Source organism: Haloarcula sediminis (assembly GCF_035656455.1).
Taxonomy (GTDB): Archaea; Halobacteriota; Halobacteria; order Halobacteriales; family Haloarculaceae; genus Haloarcula; species Haloarcula sediminis.
Genome location: NZ_JAYMGA010000010.1, coordinates 39,150 through 57,709 on the forward strand (window position 1 = coordinate 39,150; position 18,560 = coordinate 57,709).

At 56.6% G+C, this 18,560-nt stretch carries 18 protein-coding genes; 10 read left to right on the forward strand and 8 right to left on the reverse strand.

Annotation, left to right across the window (positions count from 1 at the left end):
* Positions 1–721: 721 nt before the first annotated feature.
* Complete coding sequence (locus VJ162_RS15925; protein ID WP_324665713.1) at positions 722–2,362, reverse strand: single stranded DNA-binding domain-containing protein; 1,641 nt, start codon at positions 2,360–2,362, stop codon at positions 722–724.
* A 943-nt stretch (positions 2,363–3,305) separates the two neighbouring features.
* Here VJ162_RS15925 and VJ162_RS15930 point away from each other — a divergent pair.
* The 3 genes from VJ162_RS15930 to VJ162_RS15940 are packed head-to-tail and all read left to right on the forward strand — an operon-like array spanning position 3,306 to position 4,592.
* Entirely contained in the window at positions 3,306–3,617 is a 312-nt protein-coding gene (locus tag VJ162_RS15930; RefSeq protein ID WP_324665714.1) for a hypothetical protein, read from the forward strand.
* 38 nt (positions 3,618–3,655) lie between these two features.
* A complete protein-coding gene (locus tag VJ162_RS15935; protein WP_324665716.1) occupies positions 3,656–4,120 on the forward strand; it encodes a type II toxin-antitoxin system VapC family toxin in 465 nt (154 codons plus the stop codon).
* 4 nt (positions 4,121–4,124) lie between these two features.
* Entirely contained in the window at positions 4,125–4,592 is a 468-nt protein-coding gene (locus VJ162_RS15940; protein WP_324665717.1) for an HVO_A0114 family putative DNA-binding protein, read from the forward strand.
* Positions 4,593–4,697: 105 nt separating this feature from the next.
* On the opposite strand, the gene VJ162_RS15945 is transcribed toward VJ162_RS15940, so the two are convergent.
* Positions 4,698–4,850, reverse strand: coding sequence for a DUF7837 family putative zinc-binding protein (locus VJ162_RS15945; protein WP_324665718.1), 153 nt, complete (start codon positions 4,848–4,850; stop codon positions 4,698–4,700).
* Between the two features lie 516 nt (positions 4,851–5,366).
* Positions 5,367–5,648, reverse strand: coding sequence for a hypothetical protein (locus tag VJ162_RS15950; protein WP_324665719.1), 282 nt, complete (start codon positions 5,646–5,648; stop codon positions 5,367–5,369).
* A gap of 24 nt (positions 5,649–5,672) precedes the next feature.
* On the opposite strand from VJ162_RS15950, the gene VJ162_RS15955 reads away from it, so the two are divergent.
* The 5 genes from VJ162_RS15955 (at position 5,673) to VJ162_RS15975 (ending at position 10,669) form a co-directional block, all read left to right on the forward strand.
* On the forward strand, positions 5,673–6,200 hold the full coding sequence (locus VJ162_RS15955) for a hypothetical protein (protein WP_324665721.1): 528 nt from the start codon (positions 5,673–5,675) through the stop codon (positions 6,198–6,200).
* Between the two features lie 31 nt (positions 6,201–6,231).
* The gene (locus tag VJ162_RS15960; RefSeq protein WP_324665723.1) at positions 6,232–7,224 is read left to right on the forward strand and encodes a transcription initiation factor IIB; all 993 of its coding nucleotides are present in this window, start codon (positions 6,232–6,234) and stop codon (positions 7,222–7,224) included.
* Positions 7,225–7,560: 336 nt separating this feature from the next.
* Positions 7,561–8,511 (forward strand): MarR family transcriptional regulator, encoded by a 951-nt coding sequence (locus tag VJ162_RS15965; protein ID WP_324665724.1) that lies wholly within the window; start codon positions 7,561–7,563, stop codon positions 8,509–8,511.
* Positions 8,512–8,716: 205 nt separating this feature from the next.
* Complete coding sequence (locus VJ162_RS15970) at positions 8,717–9,823, forward strand: DNA polymerase sliding clamp (RefSeq protein WP_324665725.1); 1,107 nt, start codon at positions 8,717–8,719, stop codon at positions 9,821–9,823.
* 27 nt (positions 9,824–9,850) lie between these two features.
* On the forward strand, positions 9,851–10,669 hold the full coding sequence (locus VJ162_RS15975; RefSeq protein ID WP_324665727.1) for a DUF6166 domain-containing protein: 819 nt from the start codon (positions 9,851–9,853) through the stop codon (positions 10,667–10,669).
* A 102-nt stretch (positions 10,670–10,771) separates the two neighbouring features.
* Here VJ162_RS15975 and VJ162_RS15980 read toward each other — a convergent pair whose 3' ends face one another.
* From VJ162_RS15980 to VJ162_RS15990, 3 genes are all read right to left on the reverse strand, one after another.
* A complete protein-coding gene (locus VJ162_RS15980) occupies positions 10,772–11,023 on the reverse strand; it encodes a type II toxin-antitoxin system HicA family toxin (protein ID WP_324665728.1) in 252 nt (83 codons plus the stop codon).
* Positions 11,024–11,284 carry a type II toxin-antitoxin system HicB family antitoxin gene (locus tag VJ162_RS15985; protein WP_121513016.1) on the reverse strand — a complete coding sequence of 87 codons (261 nt, stop codon included), beginning with the start codon at positions 11,282–11,284 and terminating at the stop codon, positions 11,024–11,026. It lies immediately after the preceding gene.
* A gap of 126 nt (positions 11,285–11,410) precedes the next feature.
* The gene (locus VJ162_RS15990) at positions 11,411–12,634 is read right to left on the reverse strand and encodes an IS701 family transposase (RefSeq protein ID WP_324665729.1); all 1,224 of its coding nucleotides are present in this window, start codon (positions 12,632–12,634) and stop codon (positions 11,411–11,413) included.
* A gap of 582 nt (positions 12,635–13,216) precedes the next feature.
* On the opposite strand from VJ162_RS15990, the gene VJ162_RS15995 reads away from it, so the two are divergent.
* Complete coding sequence (locus VJ162_RS15995) at positions 13,217–14,713, forward strand: hypothetical protein (RefSeq protein ID WP_324665730.1); 1,497 nt, start codon at positions 13,217–13,219, stop codon at positions 14,711–14,713.
* A 64-nt stretch (positions 14,714–14,777) separates the two neighbouring features.
* The gene (locus VJ162_RS16000; protein ID WP_324665731.1) at positions 14,778–16,388 is read left to right on the forward strand and encodes an AAA family ATPase; all 1,611 of its coding nucleotides are present in this window, start codon (positions 14,778–14,780) and stop codon (positions 16,386–16,388) included.
* A 72-nt stretch (positions 16,389–16,460) separates the two neighbouring features.
* Here the strand turns inward: VJ162_RS16000 and VJ162_RS16005 are convergent, their stop codons facing one another.
* A complete protein-coding gene (locus tag VJ162_RS16005) occupies positions 16,461–17,525 on the reverse strand; it encodes a DsbA family oxidoreductase (RefSeq protein WP_324665732.1) in 1,065 nt (354 codons plus the stop codon).
* A gap of 2 nt (positions 17,526–17,527) precedes the next feature.
* On the reverse strand, positions 17,528–18,361 hold the full coding sequence (locus VJ162_RS16010) for a hypothetical protein (RefSeq protein ID WP_324665733.1): 834 nt from the start codon (positions 18,359–18,361) through the stop codon (positions 17,528–17,530).
* Between the last annotated feature and the right edge of the window lie 199 nt (positions 18,362–18,560).

The following is an 18,560-nucleotide window of genomic DNA, read 5'->3' on the forward strand; positions in this document are numbered from 1 at the left end:
GACGCCAACTGGGATCGGCATCAACCGGGTGTTCGTCGTCGGGACGCTTACTGAGACGGCTGATGTCGGAAACGATTCGGAGTACTGGCAGGGGAAAGTGTTCGCAGCTAGTTACCCCGTCTACGTCTACGCCGGCCAGTACCAGCCCGAAGCGATGGCAGCGCTCCGAGCAGCGGAGACTCCCACCTACGTCGCGATCGTCGGCAAGATTCGGACCTACGAGTCGGGAGATCGGGTCAACGTCGCCATCGAGCCAGAGTCGATAACCGAGGTTGATGAGTCGACTCGGGAAGCGTGGGTCGCTGAAGCGGCGGCTCAGACCAGTGGTCGGATCGAGGCGTTCGAGGCAGGGGAGGCCCCGTTCGGTGCTCAGGCACAGGACGAATACGGTGAAAGCATCAGTGATCTCCGAGAGGCCGTCGTCGCTATTGAGGATGGCAACTCTCACGACAGCGAAATGTAGACGCGGCCGTTCAGAATCTGCTTCTTCTATTCCCTCTCTGATACATGAGGCTCTTTATGAACTCAGTCTATGCTCGTCCCTGAGGAGTCCATCTAGATAAGACAGGAAAGCGTGCTACCAACTCTACCGTTACCCCACAGAATTAGAGTTTATCTGTTTACGTGGGGTAACTACTTGTCTACATTTGCTCCCGTTCAGGTGTTCGGAAAGAGGGGTTAGATTTCTGAGTCCGTAGGGGACTCTGGTTGCTACAGTTCGTTACGGTTCAGTCGTTACCTTCCTGCCAGTCATCGTCTCCGCATCAGACGTTCCAACGCTCTCAACGTTTTCCTGTGCGAGCCACCAGTCAGGTGTCCAGTCCGTCACCGGGAACACCCAGCTCTCAGAACCCCGCCAGTACGCAATGGGATTCTTCGGCACTGGTTTGCCAATCGTCTTTGGGCCAGTTCGCTGATGGTGCCGGTGCTGTCGTGACTTTCGGGCCGTCGCAGCATTGGATGACGGTTCGTCACGTTCCGATTCGTCACTTGCGCGTTCGAGAATCGTGAATTCGCTGTCTCGACGAGTCTCGAAGGTGGCTTCATTGCCGTACCACCCTTTAATGACATTCTCAACACGGACAACGTCTCCGACGTGTAGTTCGGGGAAGCGGTGTGAGCGGATGAGCGTTCGACCGCCGAAATCCGTTGGATCTGGCGTTGGTCGTGTCTCATCCCACTCGCTTTTCGCCCAAATTGCAAACCGTATCGTCCCGGTCTCGTCCTGAAGTACGCCGGCCTGCTTGATTCCGGGGTGAGTGTTCTCGAAGAGGATCGAAACACGACCCTGCGTGGAGAACCGTCCCTTCGTCTGTGCAGTCGACATATATCGGACGTTGCCGATCTTCTGGACGTTCTGGGGATCGTTCGCTTCGTCTTCGGCCTGTCTGAGCAGCGCATTCGTCGGCTCGACGCCGCGGTTGACACGCTTCGCAAGCGCGAGTGCGAGCGTCAGCGGACTCTTGCGCACCTCGTAGACCTTCTCGAAGTCGTCACTCAGGAGTCGGTGCGCCATCGCACAGACTTCCTCGTGTTCGTCGGGATCCAGCTCGAGCAACGGGCGAAGGCGGTCCTTGTGGGCCTGCTTCGCTCGTTTCTCTCGGGACTCGGCGAGTTCAGCCGCAGTGGGCCGGGTCGCAGCGAGTTCGTCGAAGCGGTTGTTCAGCCACTTCGCGTGACCGACTAGCTCGACGTCGTCGCTCAGCTCGCCAGGGCGGCAGATGCCATCCGTGACTTTGCGTTTCTCGGCCTCCAATGCGAGTGATCGCTCGATAGACTCCAAAGAGGTGCCTGCGAACTGCTCGGGCTCCGTGACCAGGTCACCGAGACGGACGTATTCGCCACCGGGGAGCAAGACCTCCAGATCGGCGGTGTCGAGTCCCGTGGTTGTCTCCATCCGCTCAGCGTGGTCGTGGGTTTCTGCGTCGTCCGGTCGGTCGTACGCTTGCATCCGGCGGTCGACAGCCTTCGAAGTGGGTGTCGACGGCGTGTGTGCAGTCGTGCGGCCGGCGGATTCGTCGAGGCCACTGGCAACACCAACGACTTGTTCGCCGGTCGGATCGACGAATTTCGAGCTGGCGTTACCAGGGTTCCACGATGCGAGATCGCCTGCTGAATCGGGCTCGATGAGCGCGTCAGCGGGCTGGCCGTTCGCGTTCGTTCGGGCTCTCATGAGCTGTCCTCGTTCTGGGACGATGGGGTCGCCATCAGACGTGTACCCGTACAGTCCATCGACGGGTTCAGCACGCGTCCCGAAGTCAGTCTTCGCTGCCGTCCGCTCCGTGTAGACGTCACCATCTCCGCGCTGTTCCATCGCGACCTCGGGGTCGATTCGGGAGTCAGCGTTGGATGGGGCGTCCATGAGCGCCCAGAGAAGTCCTGCCAGTCTTGCGACCAGGCGAGTCCTCGTCGTGGGTTCAGTGGCGGAACGGCGCTGCTCTTGGTCTTCCCGGTAAGCCCGGAAGTACGGAGAGTGACCGTCTTCAGTACGCGTCGTTGCGGTCCCATGTTGTTCGTTCGTCTGCTTCGTCGCCTCTATCGTCGCCGATAGGTTCTTATCTGCTGTGTTGCTACTGTTCATTGCAATTCTTCCAATTGCGCAGTGAGGCTCTAGTCAGCCTCACACTCTACACTGCGTAGCGGAGCATAGATATATCGCCGATTGAGCTGTTGATATCGGTGTTTTCTAAGGAATCCCCACACTTTTCCCACACTCAGATCTCCGTTTACACGACGTATCTGCGTCCTTCGAGCTACCTCCCTTGTTACCCCACAAACCACTCGATGTCGTAATCTGTGGGGTAACACTCTCCGAGATTAGAATCGAATCCCAGGGCAAATCCATTAATGTGGAACCAGCTACTACGGGATAGCACGAGCCATATTCGATGACTGGCGACGAAGATACTCAGACGAGTTCGCTCGAAGCGTTCCTGAGCGGGTCTGGTCTCGCTCCAGAAACGCTCGGTGAGCCCCCACTTCGAGATGGCGAAGACCCGCTACTTTCACGCGACCGTGTCGAATTCGAGCCTGGCGACGAGTAGATGATGCGGATACCGACTGGATGGTCAATCGTCAGCGTAACGTACTGATCGAGTTTTTGTATGAACACCACCAAATCAATCTCTGTATGTGTTGATCGAAGGCTACGCCGCCTCAAACTTCGAGGCTCGGTTTTCGACTGAGTTCGATACCGTTTTTCACACTGTGAAGGGTACTTGGTCGAGCCCTATTCATGAACTGCCACATGCGAACATCTTATACTACATGAGACGCTACATCCACACAATATCAGGAGGGTCAGGATGAGTAGCAACGATACCAAACACGTCCAAACCGAGTTGAACGAGGAGGAGTACGAGCGATTTCGAGAGTTCGCTGAGGAACACGGTCTGTCGCTCAAAGAAGCCAGTCACGAGGCATTGATTGAGTGGGTCGAACGCCAGCAACAGGCCGATCCGAACGATGCAGCCTTTACAGTTCTCGATGAGCTCGATAGTTCGTCGCTCTCAGGGACAGCACAGACAGACGCCAGAGAAGAAGACGATCTCGTTGAGGAGTGGCACGGCAACGATGAATCGTTCGCTCTCGCTGAGGACCCCTCCTCAAACTCCTAACTCTGATGACAGAACCAGTTGAGACACCGATTGGGACGGTGACCGCTGAACACTTTCGACCGGGTTCGATTCGGCACCAAGTCGTCTGTGGCCCGAAGTTCCTCTATGCGCTGTTCAATCCGCAGGATCAGATGCATCCCGTCTCACGTGCATTCATGGATTTTGTCCGCGACGGCGATCTCCCCTATCGACGACTGGTCGTGAACGACCATATCGTCGACGAGGCTGCGACCCGCCTCAAAAAACAGGCGTCGATGCGAAACGCCGCGACGTTTCTGACGACGCTCGATAAGAGTGATCTCTATCGACTCGAATCAGTTACTCCGGAGGTATTCAGTGATGCGACGGACACGTTTATTGAGTGGACCGACCTCGATGCTTCCCTGACTGATTTCATCGTCGCGTCACACATGGCCGAGTTAGAGATTGATCACATCCTCACATACGACCGACATTACGACGCCTTCGACGTGACAACGCTACCCTATCAAAGACACGAGTGATGGCATGAACGAATCAATGCCACCGCTGCATCCCGTGGAGCGCGAACAGCTTCGGGCTGCGTCGACCGTTGTCGTGACAGTCAAATCGTCCGACGAGTTCTACGACGACGTCACTGACGACGTCGAGTCACTGGAACACGGTGATTCAGTGGACGAATTGCCGACGCTGTCGTTCACCAGCTACGACGATCTCATGGAGACGCTGACACCGCGAGTCCTCGAACTCTTCGAGGCTATTCGCCGGGAGGAACCATCCAGCATCAACGAGACTGCCCGGGTTGTGGACCGTGACGTAAAGAATGTCCACGAGGAACTTAGTCGACTTGCTCAGCTGGGAATCATCTTCTTCGAGGAAGAAGGACAGAGCAAGCGCCCGGTCGTCTGGTTCGACGAACTCCTCATCACGCTCTCGTTCGAACCTGAATCTGGGGACACAGTGATTACAGCATCGGAGGGGAGATATGACGCTTGACGAGGCAGTCGAAGAAGCACTCTCCCGGTACGATATGTCTCGAAGTGAGGAAGCCGAAGAAGCTGGCCGAATGGCTGCGATGCTGCAAGATTGAAAAGCGACTGTTTACTGGGGTTCGACGACGTCGTCACACTCCGGACACTCTGCCCACACACCTGTCTGGCCCTCGGTGTTCTCGTACTCGATGAGTATCCAAGCCCGTGTTATTTTCGTCGCGCAGTCCGGACACCGACCCAGAACGTCATCGTCAGGTGTCATGCAAAGGGAGTGGACGGAGCGTGTGACATGTTCCGTCCATACGATACTGTGGGCCCTGATATTGTAAGACTTGTCCGAGAGTGTGTGACTTGCACTTTTGGTTAGGTTGAACTATCTTAGCTTCAACTAAGATAGGTCGAACGACTTTTATTCCGCAACCGAACTCTCTCTCCTGAATCTTCGGAATAGGGTCTAAGGGCCTGATTTATCGACCCTGAAAGGGGTGAGGAATAGAAAATGCATATGCTCATAAGAGTACTCGTCCCTGCAGTCGATGGCTCGGAGGCGGTTAGTACAGCTCAGTACGCACTCGACCGATTAATTGGAATCGGTGACGGAGCGTCGACGGCGTTCGACTACTACAAAACGCTTGATGAATCGACGGCTCGGTATCGAGACCACCCTCGCTACGGCGGCCTCGAGCCAGCCCTGTCCCTGCAGTCGGAGACGGGAAGGCAATTCCTCGAAGACGCTGTCGAAGCACAAGAAGCGTGGTTCCGTGAGACACTCGACAAACTACGAGTGAAGCTCGAGTCCCTCGACTCTGAGTCCGTAATGGACGACGTCGATCTCACTCGGTTTGATTGTTATCGGCTCGGTCAGTTCGTTGGCCCCTCCGTTTGGATCTACGACCGACACGGCGCCGGTCTTCGCTCTCGGTCCGCGGTCGAACAGCATCTCGAACACAACGGTGAGGACGAGTTCTGGGTGGTCCCCGCAGATGTTCACTATTGAGCCTTCGATCCAGATTTTATCTTCGACGAATCGGCGTGGGTCGTATGCTTCGGATTCGCTCACTCCAGAGTTCTCTGTGGAGGATCGATGAGCTTCTATGCGACAGTCGCTGGGTACATCCAGTACCGGAGCCAGACGTTCCTCGATGCCGCACTCGACAAACTCCGATATGGAGGTTGGCTCGACACCAAGAACCGATGGATAACTGACGGTCGGTCTGGAGAAGACGCTCATCCATCCTCGGTGGATCTGGAGAACTTGCTCCTGGTCGTTCCGTCAAATCTGTACCGAAACCTTGCTCGGATTTCGACCAGCCTGTTCGTCGGAGGAACTGACGGTGTCCTCGTGATTAGCTCCGTGGATGGATGCTTCGATGCGTGGGTGGAACGACCCCTTCCAGCAGCCGCTGCTCCAGATCCCACGACAGACGCGATTACGAGTATCGAGGCAGTCGATCTCGAAGCGTTTGCTTGGAAATACGATCTCGGTGTGAAACGGTTCGGAGCCGCAACCCCTGGCGAATACGCAGCTTGGCAGAATCGAGTTCTCCGTGCATTCCACCGCGAATTCGACCCGGAACTGCCACCCCACCTGACTGGCCCCGACTTCGAGTAGTCCGCTCCCGGAGCCCTCCCTTCAATCAACCATGTCTACAGATTCATCCAGCGTCGCGACGGAACACACTGAACAGCCTGAGAAGAACGATGTTGAGACGCATGAACGACACACTTCTACGACCGACCAATGCTCCGAGTGTTCTGAGCTCAAGCTTAGATGGGATGGTACTGAGAGGTACTGTCCTGAGTGTGGGCTCGTCGTCGAAGGGGACTGTATCGACTACGGTCCTGAATGGACGCCATACGACACCGAAGAGCGACATCGCGTTGGTGGGCCAGTGACGAATGCCCGCCACGACTGGGGCATCTCTGCGGAGATCGGCCGGCATCGCGATGCACGTGGGCAGCAGCTACCAGCCGCGAAACGTCGGAAACTGAACCGGCTTCGGCGATGGGACCGCCAAGCCCAGTTCGAAGGGAAGGCAGAGCAGAACCTTGCACATGGACTTTCGGAAATCCGGCGGATCGTCGGTGCGCTCGACCTTTCCGAGAGCATCTGTACGCAGGCGTGCGCCCTCTATCGGACTGCTGCGAACGAAGACCTTATCCGTGGTCGCTCGATCGAAGCAATGGCGGCTGCTGGGGTGTATGCAGCCTGTCGATGTTCGGGACTCCCTCGGACAATAGAGGAGGTCGGAGAGGTGTCGACTGTCTCCAGAGAACGGGTTAGCAACGCGTACAGTGTGATGAATCACGAACTCAATCTCCCGGCCGTTCCGATGGCTCCCGTTCAGTATGTCCCACGATTCGCATCGGACCTCGATCTCTCACGAGAAGTGCGCCAACGCGCCCTGAAGTTGGCCCGAGAAGCATCCGAAGTCGGTCTCGGGAACGGCTGTCGACCAACCGGCGTTGCCGCTGCCTGCGTCTATGAGGCTGCTCGGGAGGGTGGCGCGAAAGTCACCCAAACGAGTCTCGCTGACCTCGCGAATGTCTCCGCTATGACGCTCCGTGAGCAATGGAAGAAACTCCAATCGATGCTCGAACACCCAGCGGACTCAGGAACGGAGGTACACGGATGACTTCTTGCGGTGAACGGTCGTCGCCGTCGGTCACTGACGCGGAGTGGACGATTGATTTCGAGCGGGCGGGATGGGCCCCAGGTGACGAATGCCCCAACTGTGGTCATGGAGCGGTTCATGCTATCGTTCGCGCAGGCGTGCTCTTCCATGACGACGGAAGTTGGGAGTTCGACGAAACACTGGCTGTATACGAAGCGTTCTGTCCGGCCTGTGACTGGCTTCCGCCGGTTTCGATGTAGCACGAACTCGTCGGCAGCGGGGTAGACGTTACACAGGAAGTCTATAAACAAAAATCCAAAAACATATTTAAACGAATTGGATATATTATTTATAAAGATGCTGACGAAGGCCGGCCTTGCGCTGCTAGACGCGCTTAGCGCTGGCCGTGAGTCAACGCCAGACGAACTCGCGACTGAAACCGAGTATTCTCAGGACCATATCTACGACGTCCTCGATGAGTTGGTCGAGGACGGCTTGCTCACCGAAACCCGGGGTTCGAAGAACCGACGTCTCGTCCGAGTGACGAACCATCCAGTCGTTGAGTCGTATCGAAACCTCCGTTCGAAGCTCGGCCACGTCGATTGGACTGAGATCCTTTCGCCAGCTACGCTGCGGGTATGCTGGTTTCTGGATGAACCACGTCGAGTGACTGAGATCGCAGATCGACTTGACATCACTCGGCAGGGCGTCTACAACGCGTTGTCACCGCTCAAGCACCGAGCGATGCTGTCGCCATTTGGGCCCGAATATGCGTTGGTTGAAGACCTCTCACCACTGCTAACGTTCGCACGAGAAGTCGTTACCCATGAACATCGCTCGCGGGCTCGAAAACTCGCTCCGAGTGCGACTGTCGAGTGGTGCGACCCGAAGCGAGCACTCGTTCGCGTCCAGACGTCCGAGGATACGACCGTACTAGAGTCGGCCGATGAGTGGCGGGTGACTGGACTCGCACGATTCCAGGAGTACGGCTTGCAGTTCTTCCTTGCCGGTGAATCCGCATTCTGGTACGCTCCGGATGAAGACCTCACGCCCTCGGAGGTCGTGTGTCACACCCTCGTCCTCGATAGCGGCTCGCGACGCGTCAGTTACTCGATGCTGCTGATCGAGAAACTTGATATCGATCAGGAAGCCCTCACAGAGACGGTAACGTGGTACGATCTGGAGACAGCGGTGGCCGCGATGTACCGACCCCTTCACGGAGAGTTCGAGGTTGCTGACGACCTCCCGGTGGTTCTCCCGAGTGAATCAGAATTTATTGCCCTCAAAGAGCAGTACGGTGTCTCGTAAGTGAACCACGGATTCTGTAGCTCAACGCGACTGCTGTCTGAAGCCAGTAATACCTGATTGCTGGTTTTGCTGCGTCCTGTGCTATACCTCGGCTAGCATTCCCGAGTCGAGATTTATCTTCTCTCAAGAGACTGAGAGGAAGGCGAGTTGACTCAACGATTGCCCGTCGGACTCGTGCTTTCGCTCTATCGCGCCATAGAACCCTATGAGTATAGAAACATCCACAGATCGTTCTGACGAAGAACAGACTGAGAACAGCCGTTCAGATGCGTCCGCACAGCCAGAGACTGTCGCGGAACCCTCCGAACAACTACCAGATTTCGTCGACATCTCTGGTCTCGACACGGAACAAGCGACCCGTCTGCGCGAACAGGGAATCAAAACGATCGAGGCTCTCGAAGCCGCTGACTCCGAGACAATCGCGGAGTTTGCAAACGTCAGCGTGGAACAGGCTGTAGACTGGCTGAAGCAAGCCCGAGAGCTCGAACCCAAGACAGAGGCAGAACCAAAAGCAGATGTCGATACTGATGGGGAGGAAGCAACGGATGAGATTGCTTCAGAGCCACCGTCGACGTTCCGAGCAACCATCCAGGCAAGTCCTCTAAAGGCTATCCTCAAAGCACTTCGGGCGAACGTCGACGAAGCCCGATTCAAGATCGACGAATCCGGGATTCGCGTCCGTGCAGTCGATCCCGCCAACGTCGCGATGGACGATCTCACTCTGAATGCCTCAGCATTCGAGTCGTACGATGCTACTCCAGGTGTCCTCGGTCTTGACCTGGACCGCTTCGCTGATCCCGTGAACCTCGCAAAGAAAGACGATCTGGTCCAGTTCCGTCTCGATAGAGAGACACGCAAGCTGGTTGTTTTCGTCGACGGCATCGAGTTCCGAATGGCTTGTCTCGATCCAGCGACCATCAGAGCAGAGCCGACGCTCCCTGAGCTGAAACTACCAGCGAGCGCTACGCTCGACCGCGACGTCCTTCAGCAAGGGGTCAAAGCCGCTGACCTCGTTGCCGACCACGTCGGATTCCGGATGGACGCCGACGATGAGGTCCTCACAATCGAAGCAGAAGGCGATACTGACGCTGTCGACTTCCAGCTTGATGCGGAGGAACTCGACCAGGCTACGTTCGCCGATGCGTCGTCGCTGTTCAGCCTCGACTACATGAAGAAGCTCGTCCGAACCATTCCGAAGGGGGCTAGCGTCACGGTCGACTTCGGGAGCGGGTTCCCGATCATGCTCTCGTACGAACTTGACGATGATGCAGGGTCGATGACCCGGATGCTGGCTCCCCGTATAGAGACATAATTGCTCCCAGATGGTTTTCCACGTACAATGAAAACGAGCTACTCACAGTCGAAGTACCGAGCGCGGCGGTATCGCGGAGAACGCACACTTGGGGGCTGTCTCGTTTACGCCGGCGACGATCTCCTTGACAAACACCTGATGGTGCATACCGTGTCGCCGGGCGGGTTCGATTGGGGGCCGGACGCGTCACCAGAACGTGCTTGCCAACTCGCTATTGCCCTGCTTGCTTCCGCTTTCGGGGTTGAAGTCGCAATTGATGACTATCACCTGTTCGCAGAGAACTTCATCAGGCGGGAACTGAGCGGTGCTGAGTGGTCGATACGGCTGCAAGACTTCCGAGAGTCGAGCTTCCGTGAACAGTATCTTCACAGGGACTATCCCGAGAACACCGCACCCCAACCGGACGACGTCGACATCGAAACGGTCGACCTGGACTCGATCACTTACGCTGACGAACTTGCCCTGGTCCGACGATACGACGAGGTCCTCTGGAAGAAGGGAAACACTAGAGGGAACCTGCATCGACTTCAGGAAATCCGATTGGGGAAGCATGATCCTGCTGCCGAATCACTGCCGGAGCAGTGGCTTTCGACACATGGCCGACTGAGGTCCGCTGCCGCCAAGCGGGCCATCGCTGAGGAGTTCGAGACGATGGGCGAGTTCGCGGCGTGGGCCTGCTATGCCACTACGCTCAGAACCGTCGATCACGTTGGTGAATCGACCGAGGAGAGAATTCGAAGTCTTCGGCCAACTCTCATTCGCTGGTTCGGTGGTGAAGAGTACATCCCATACTACGATGACAATCAGGAAATGCTTGTGAGAAATAATAATAGAAATATACACTGAACAAGGGAAGGAGCGATCTTCTATGAATGGCTCTGTTGAAATCCTACCATTTCGACGTCTGTCTTTCTGACACAGTCGTTAGGTCGAACTGCGGACTGAGAGCTACAGATTCTGATTAACCCACCGGCACCACGAGTGGAAGTCGTTTGCTCCACACTGATCGGCAATTGACTGGAGTGTCCCAGTTGGGATATTATCTGCTGATTTCATTGGTACCGTCACGATACGGACTTCGTCTGTATCAGGCGATTCGTAGCGGAGTTTAAGATGACTGCCAACTCGGCCTGTCCGGACGAACCCGTGGTCAATTAACACAGATGCGATTTCACGGCCGGAGAAGTTCGTCCGGACCATCTACTGCATAAACTCAGGAAGCTCCTTATCCCCGAGCTCAACGTCTTCAATCCCCCACTCTTCAAGATCGGCGTCAGTGACTGGTTCTCCGCCACCCTCGTGCAACTCAAGGGCCTCCGCAAGCATACGGAGTGCCTCCGTTTTGGTCTCTCCGAACGAAGCGACGCCAGTTTCGAGGTCACGAGCGGTGATTTGCCCATCGTCCTCGTGAATAAACTCCACGCCTTCTTCGGGAGACTCATCATTCGTTGCACTTGCCATATTCAGAGTAGGTAAAGCGAGGGAATAAGCGTTCGGTTGATGAGCTCTACGAACCGGAATACTGTGATTTCGGGAGAGCCTGCGTTCGGTCAAAATACTGCTCGATCCTATACCTCTCTTAGGATCTCAGCTTTGCACGTTAGCCTCGGTAGTTGAGTGAACGAAGAGGTGGTCGATTTCTTCCATGAGGTCATCGACGCCACGGTCATCGTTGTCTCGAACCCACGATAGAAGGTTGTACACCGCCTCTTTCAGGGAATGTTCGAGGTTCGCTCGAAGCGATGACGCTTTCGAGCGAACCGTCCCCAAGGCTCTCGACTCAGGATCAAGACGAACGAGACTGTAGGCAGCCATGAGAAGGTGCCAGTGCCGACTGGCACCTTCGTCGGTCTGCATCTCGCAGTCTCCTAAGCCGAGATCCTGCTTCGAGTCCTCGAAGAACGTCTCGATGCGCCACCGCATCCCGTAGGAGCGGATCACGTGTTGGGTCGGTGCGTCGATTTTGTTCGTGGCGAGGTACTTGACCGGGTTTTCTTCGTCTTCGTCGGTTTCTTTCTCGGCGATGACCAGCTTCACGTCTCCCAGTTGGGAGACGGGAAGCTTCTTCGTCCAGATGTGATAGGTATCGTCCTCGATGTTGCGCTCAACCGTGTCGATGCGCTCGGCAAGCGCATCGACGCGGAGTTCTTCGCCTGCGTAGGTCACTTGTCGATTGCTGCGGAGCGGGCCGATCCAGTCCTTGCCGTAAGATTCGATCTGTTTGGGAAGGTCGGAGTCGTGAGCGAACCACGAGTCGAAGAGGTAGGTGTCCGCAGGCACACCTACCTCTTCTTCGAGTTCCGTAACGATCTCTCTGGCCAGATCGTATTTTGTGTCGTGGCCATCGTCCTCGTCATCTTGCTGTTCGTAGAGGCGGAAAGTGAGTGGATAGGCTGTTTTGTCGTCAGCGTAGAAGGCGTAGATGAGGTCTTGGCCCCAGACAGTGTCATTTTCCGCGTGATCGTAGAATCGGCCGACGCCGGGGACTTCGTCCCCGGCTTTCTCGGTGATTGTGTCGTCGAGGATGATGTACCCATCCTTCGACCAGCGTGTTTCACCGTGTTTCTGGAGTTCTTCAAGACGTTCGTGGTTGAATTGCTTCTCGTCCCAGTCGTACTCGGTGAGGAACTTGTTGAGAGCGCGTTTTCCGCTGGCTGGAAGTACTTCGCGTGCGATGCCCGCCACGGTCTTGTTGCTGGCCGCAACAAGACCGGTGGCGTAGGTTTTCGCGTGACGGCGTTGTGCCGGTGATAGCGAATCGAACCCGTCGAACACGCGCGTACACGACAGGAAGTCGGTGATCGGCATCATCCGTCTTTGCTACCGCCTACGTCACGCTCCTACTTCAACGTGCAAAGCTGAGTTAGGATTTGAACAGAGCTGGTCGATAGTGTTTGTGAGCCGTCTCGGAGTCAAGTTCCGACGAATTCGCCTTGTTTTCTCTGCAGACCCAGAGCCGCTCATTAAAAAAGAACCTAGTCGTCTGCATGGTGCGGAGGGTCCTCAGAACTCGACCGGGCCATCCGGGTAGATGCTTCCCGATCTTTCCGGAGCTGCTCTTCTGTCTGGCCAGTAATCTCAGCCAGTTCCTCAATCGAAGGGATGTCTGTCAGCACCGTTCTATCTGTGTCAAAATTTTGGACCTACAAGAATATAGCTTTCGTCAGCTTGCCAATCTGCGCTATCTCAGCTCAACCTGAGTTACGATGAATGACACCCATGCCAGCGATGATGAAGAGCAAACAGGCCCGAGAGGAGATTCATTGGCATCCGCTTCGGGGTAGTGCTGTATGAGACAGCGCCACCCCATTTTACCCTCCTCAATGGATTGAGGGGAAGACTCGTCGAGTGTCCACTATGGCTAGCCTCGACTGTTTCCCCATCTAATTCGCCATGTCCACACATACACAGTCAGAAGCGAACCGCGAGCGAGAGCACTCCACGTCGAAGTCCCGTTCAGGGGAAGATAACCACCAATCAACTGGTGCATCCACGTCGATCCTCGACCTTCTGGACCAGGAAGCAACGCACGCGTTTGCAGGGTTGACGCCGGCAGACGACGCAGTGTATCCAGACGCTGTTTCACCGGAAACGAGGTGTCTCGATCCGGAGCCACAGCCCCTGAAAGACGTTCTCAGCGTCCTTCCACAAGCGAGTTCGGGTGAACTCTGGGCCACAAACGAGTTCGTCGGTGTCGACGGGACCATTGACATCGAAGCTCTCCGCAACGTCGATGGGCTGGATATCGATACACTAGAGACTGCAACTGGCCAGTCACTCTCAGAAATAGCCACGGACGCGTCGTCAGACCCGTTGGTTCGTGTTCGCGATCACCAGGATATCGTCGACGAACGACGCAAAGCGCTCTGCGCACTCGGGTTCGATGTAAAGTTCCGCTGGCAGATCGCCTCTGATCGGTACTCCATCATCAATCCACAAGAGGCGTATCTCCCAATCGTGGGAGCACTCCAGCAGCGCGGTGAGACTGAGGCATTCGGCTGGGCAAGCTACCGGGACTGGGGCGGTCTCCTCAAGATGTTCGTCGTCTGTCCCGGTCTCGAACACACCGTTACTGCAAGTGAAGACCCCGAAATAGAGGAGGATGCTGACGGTGTCACTACCGTCTCTGGGGCGAACGAGTCAGATCTCGTCGTCTACGGTGGATTCGAAACTGGCTACGATTTCCGGGGGACACAGACGCTGTGGGCGAAACCCATCCTCTACTTCTCCGAGGCCGGGACTATCGTCCCTGACACAGGCAAGCGGTACACCCGCCGTCACTACGGTCGAGCCACCGACGCCGACCACGAACGGGCGAACGACAGAGTTCCGATCAACGAGTGGTGGAAAGCGATCTACGACGATATCTCCGATCGCCTGGTGAAGGTCGATCTGGCGATACGTAGAACACGGGCCATCGCCTACGACTTCGGCGAGCTTCCGTTCGATGCGGCCGCTTGCTACCGCTACTGGGGCGTCGCCAACAGATATGCCGAGGCCGCTGCTGACCGGGCCACGACGCTGGCATCTCCATCATCCCGACCAACCGTTTACAACCTCCAGCTCTCTCTGTTGATCGCACTCCTCGACGAATACGAGGGTTCCTGGGCATCGAATACTCACCAGGAGTATCTTGAGGTCGCTGGTGAGCTCCTTCGAAAACCAGCGATGATGATTCAACTGGCGATGAAGGAACACGATCGGCAAACCGACGAACCCGAGGAACGTGTCCTGCCAGCCAGTCAGCAGACACTCAGTGACGCGCTCGAAGACGTCGTCGATATTCCCGGCATCGAGGTAGATACTGAAGCGAATCTCACTGACGGGGCCGCCCAGCGACTCCATGACCGGGTTCAGCACCGCCTCGACGACATCGAAGGCTCGTCCTGAGAGCTGGGCATTTATCAGCCCGAAAGCGGGCGACGGGGCTCCTAACGGGTCTCGCATACGTACTATGTCTTCATCAGAACCCGACCCAACGGTCGACCCGCCAGAACCGCTCGTCGTGCTTTCGTACCTGGTGCATCGCCTCCTCAAGCGCGAAGGAGGGACGATCCCGGTCGAACGCGTTACGCTTCGTGTCTGTGATTACATCGATATTGGCGAGCAGGAAGCCGCTGACCTCATCGATGCCGGAGCAGCGGATGGAACGTTCACGCTCGACCGGGGGTCTGGCGGGAGCACGACAATTGTCGGCGTCTCTCCACAGGGACCAGAACCGCCCGTGATTACGGAAGCATTCGGTGGTCCCGCTGGCACGTCTGAGGGTGACGATTTCGAAGTTCTCGATGTCGTCACGGAGAGTATTGCGACTGCACTCAGAGACGCAGGCTACACGACGTTCACCGAGCTAGTCGACGCCGAAGTCGCTGAGCTTGCGAATCTGACCGGCACGCTAACAGAGAGCCGAGCAGAGGCGATTATTCAAGCCGCTCACCGACACGTTCCGGTTGGTGTTTGGCTTTCGCGAGCTGCCGACGCTCGGTACTCCCGACGACTCGATGAAACGGGGAGGCACGGTGTCGCTCGAGTCCTCGACATTACAACTGCCAACGAACCCGTTGGGGAACCACGTTACCGCACGGATGGCTTGTCCCCTGATGCCGTCGACGCACAGTACGTGTCCGATATCGGGCGGAATGCACAGGACCCTGTTCCAACGGGTCTCCACATCCTCGATAACCCTGACCACCCTGACGTACCGAAGGCAGCGACGCATCCAGACGCCGGCGATGACGCACTACCCGTCGACGAAGCGGGCGACGTCGTCCCGCCAGCAGTTCCGACCGAACCACGGCTTCAACTTCCGCTCGACGAACTGCTTGCCAAGAAGCTCGCTCGTGGGCTGGTTCCAGTTCGGATTGCTGGCCCGCGAGGTTCTGGGAAGAACTACCTGATCAAGTACCTGTGTCACCGGACGAATCGTGGCTACGTCTCGGTAGACTGTGACGAAGCAACCCATACGGAGGACCTCTTCGGACCGCTCACTCCCACTGAGAACGGACTGATAGTACCTCGTAACGGTCCCGCAAAGCAAGCGCTGCTGAACGGATCGGTGCTGGTGCTCAACGAGTTCCCTGTGATGCGAGCCGGGGCGGCGATGTCGTTGCATCGTCTGCTCAACGAGGGTAAACTCCTCGTGAAGGCCCACGGAGAGTTGGTCGAACCTCATCCGTCGGCGCGAATCGTGATCACGATGAACCCACCGACCCGGGAGTACCGAGATTCCGAGCCGATGAACTCGGCCACTCGTGGCCGGTTCCGAGCGCTGGAACAACCCTACATCCAAGACGTCGACGAGGAGGTCGCGACGCTGGACGCGCAGGTGAATGCCAGTCGCGAAGTCGTGGACCGTGGGACGCTCAGGAAAATTGTTCAGTTCGCTCATCAGACCCGGCAAAACGAGAACTGGCCAACTCTCTCGACTCGGAATCTGACGATTCTCTGTGAGCACATTGAAGACGGTGCTTCACCGAAGGCGGCGGTCAAGAACGAGGTGTGGGCGGTCGCCGAGCCGAATCAGTATCCGGAGGACGCCTACGAAACACTAAACGACTTTTTGTAACGGAGATACAATTCACGATCGAATCTCAACATTTTTGAAATAACCGCAGACGAACTCTGGATGTGAGGGCAGTTAGACGGTGAACCAGAATGTGCCGGTTCCGAAGTCGCGGGGCACGACGTTATCCCGCTGCCGGAGGTCCTCGACTGCTTGGTCTTGGTTTAGCTCAAAGGTCTCCGCCACCTCAGCGGTAGTGACCGGTTCGTACTCGGCGACGAACTGAGGGATCGTCCTTCCCGTCGGCTCGGGCTGAACACCCTCACCAACCATGCGTCCGAAGACCCGACCGAATTCGATGTTCTCAGTCCAGAAGTGCGGGATGTCGGATATCGTGACCTCCATATGGGGCGTTTCCTCGACAGGTTCTGGAACCTCGACATTGACGTTCGTCATATCCTCTCGGAGTTGGTCGGCGTTGAGTCCGACCTCTGCGGCGAGCTCGACAAGGATGTCCTCGCTCTCGATGTCACGGCCCTCAGATAACGTTGCGATCCGGAGGCGTCGGAGGTACTCGCGGGCGAGATCTTGCTCTTGAGCAGCGGTGAGCGCCTGGTATGAATCCGCCGTGGACTCGGGAAGGTCCGGGTAGCCGGCGGTGGGCATCTCTGTGTCGCCCTCCAACCCCTCAATCGTACGAGCCGAGAGGACATCGTACTCGACCGTGAGTTTGTCTCCGAACGTCTCCTGTAAGCGACGGAGGTCTGGCTCGTTGCCCCAGCCTGTAACGTCCCAGGGGTCGGTGTAGACGGTTACCTCTGCCTCGTTTTCCTCTGGCTCCTCGTCCTCTTCTTCGTCTTCGGTGTCATCCGTCTCCTCGGACTGATCCCGCTCCTCGGGTGGCTCTGGCGGTTCGTCCGCTTCGGGCGACTCCTCTTCTGGTTCATCATCGGGTTCCTCTGCTTCAGGAGCCTCCTCACCGCCGGGGGTAACAGGAGGGGCACTAGACCCTCCTCCACCACCTGCACTACCACCACCGCCGCCTCCAGCGGGCGGCGTGGAGGTTTCCTCTTGGTTGGGATCGTCGTTCTTGGGAGCATCATGTCCGTCGAATTCCGTCTGGTCCGGGTGGATCCCGGGTTCTTCCTCTTCCGATTCATCGTCAGTGCTCTCGCTCGTTCCAGTAGGACTCTTACCCATTATTAGTACTCTAGGAGGTCGTCTCGTGTGTTCAGAGAGTTCGCTTCGAGGTCAGCCCGCCACTGCTCGAACTGTTCGTTGTCGTAGTCGCAGTTGTCGATGAATTGCTTGAGACCACTCGCGCCGTTGACCCGAGATGGGAGCTTCCGCAGGTGGGTTTTGCCGTGGAGAGCAATCATGAATACGTTCTCGGGATCAACCAAGTCCACGAGATTGTTCGTGTGCTCTCTCATGGCGTTGAACCGATTCCCGTGAGTGTAGTACTGTCGTGCGTAGAAAGCGAAGTTCTGGAATCCGTGCTCCCGATACCATGGGAGCATCTCCTTGAACTGCCACTGCTCCATTGCCTTGGCAAGGGGGAGGACTTCGATTTCCCACCCCTGCCGTTCAATCTCGTTGACCACCCAGTCGACTCGGATTCGGTATTCCCGTAGGCCGCCACGCTGCTGGTCCTCCAAATTGTTGCCATAGACCTTTCCGGCGTCAGGGACGTAGATTGCAGGTTGGATTCGCTCCAGCAGATGTCGGATATCGTCCCGCGTCCTGTTCTTGAGGATCTTGTCTTTCTCGGTCGCGGTAACAATCGGAACCTGCCAGTCCGATAGGTAAGCGTGCAGAGACCCGTGCTCATTGATAAATTCCATCGCGTCACAGAAGTTGAACATTACGTAGGTGATGAGTGTGTTCCCAAGAATAAACTCCTCCAGCTGGTCGTTGTCAGCCTCGTAGCGGAGGATGATACCGGCAGGGAACTGACGGATTAGGTGAGAAGCAGCGACATCGTGTCGTGTTTGCTGGCCTCTACTGGTGCTCGGGGACGTCGAGTACGAACTCATTGATTCACCTCATGGTTCCCGGTTCGTTTTCTGTCGGGGAACGAGTAATTATAGAGTGTCCACTCGGATAAAAGTGGCGGGGAGATGTTTGAATTCGGTGCTCTAGGGGCACCAAAACCATCAAATTCGGGGACCAGACGGAGTAGAATCGAAAGGAACTCGCTTAGTTAGAATTGATGATTGTTACCCTCTACGACAG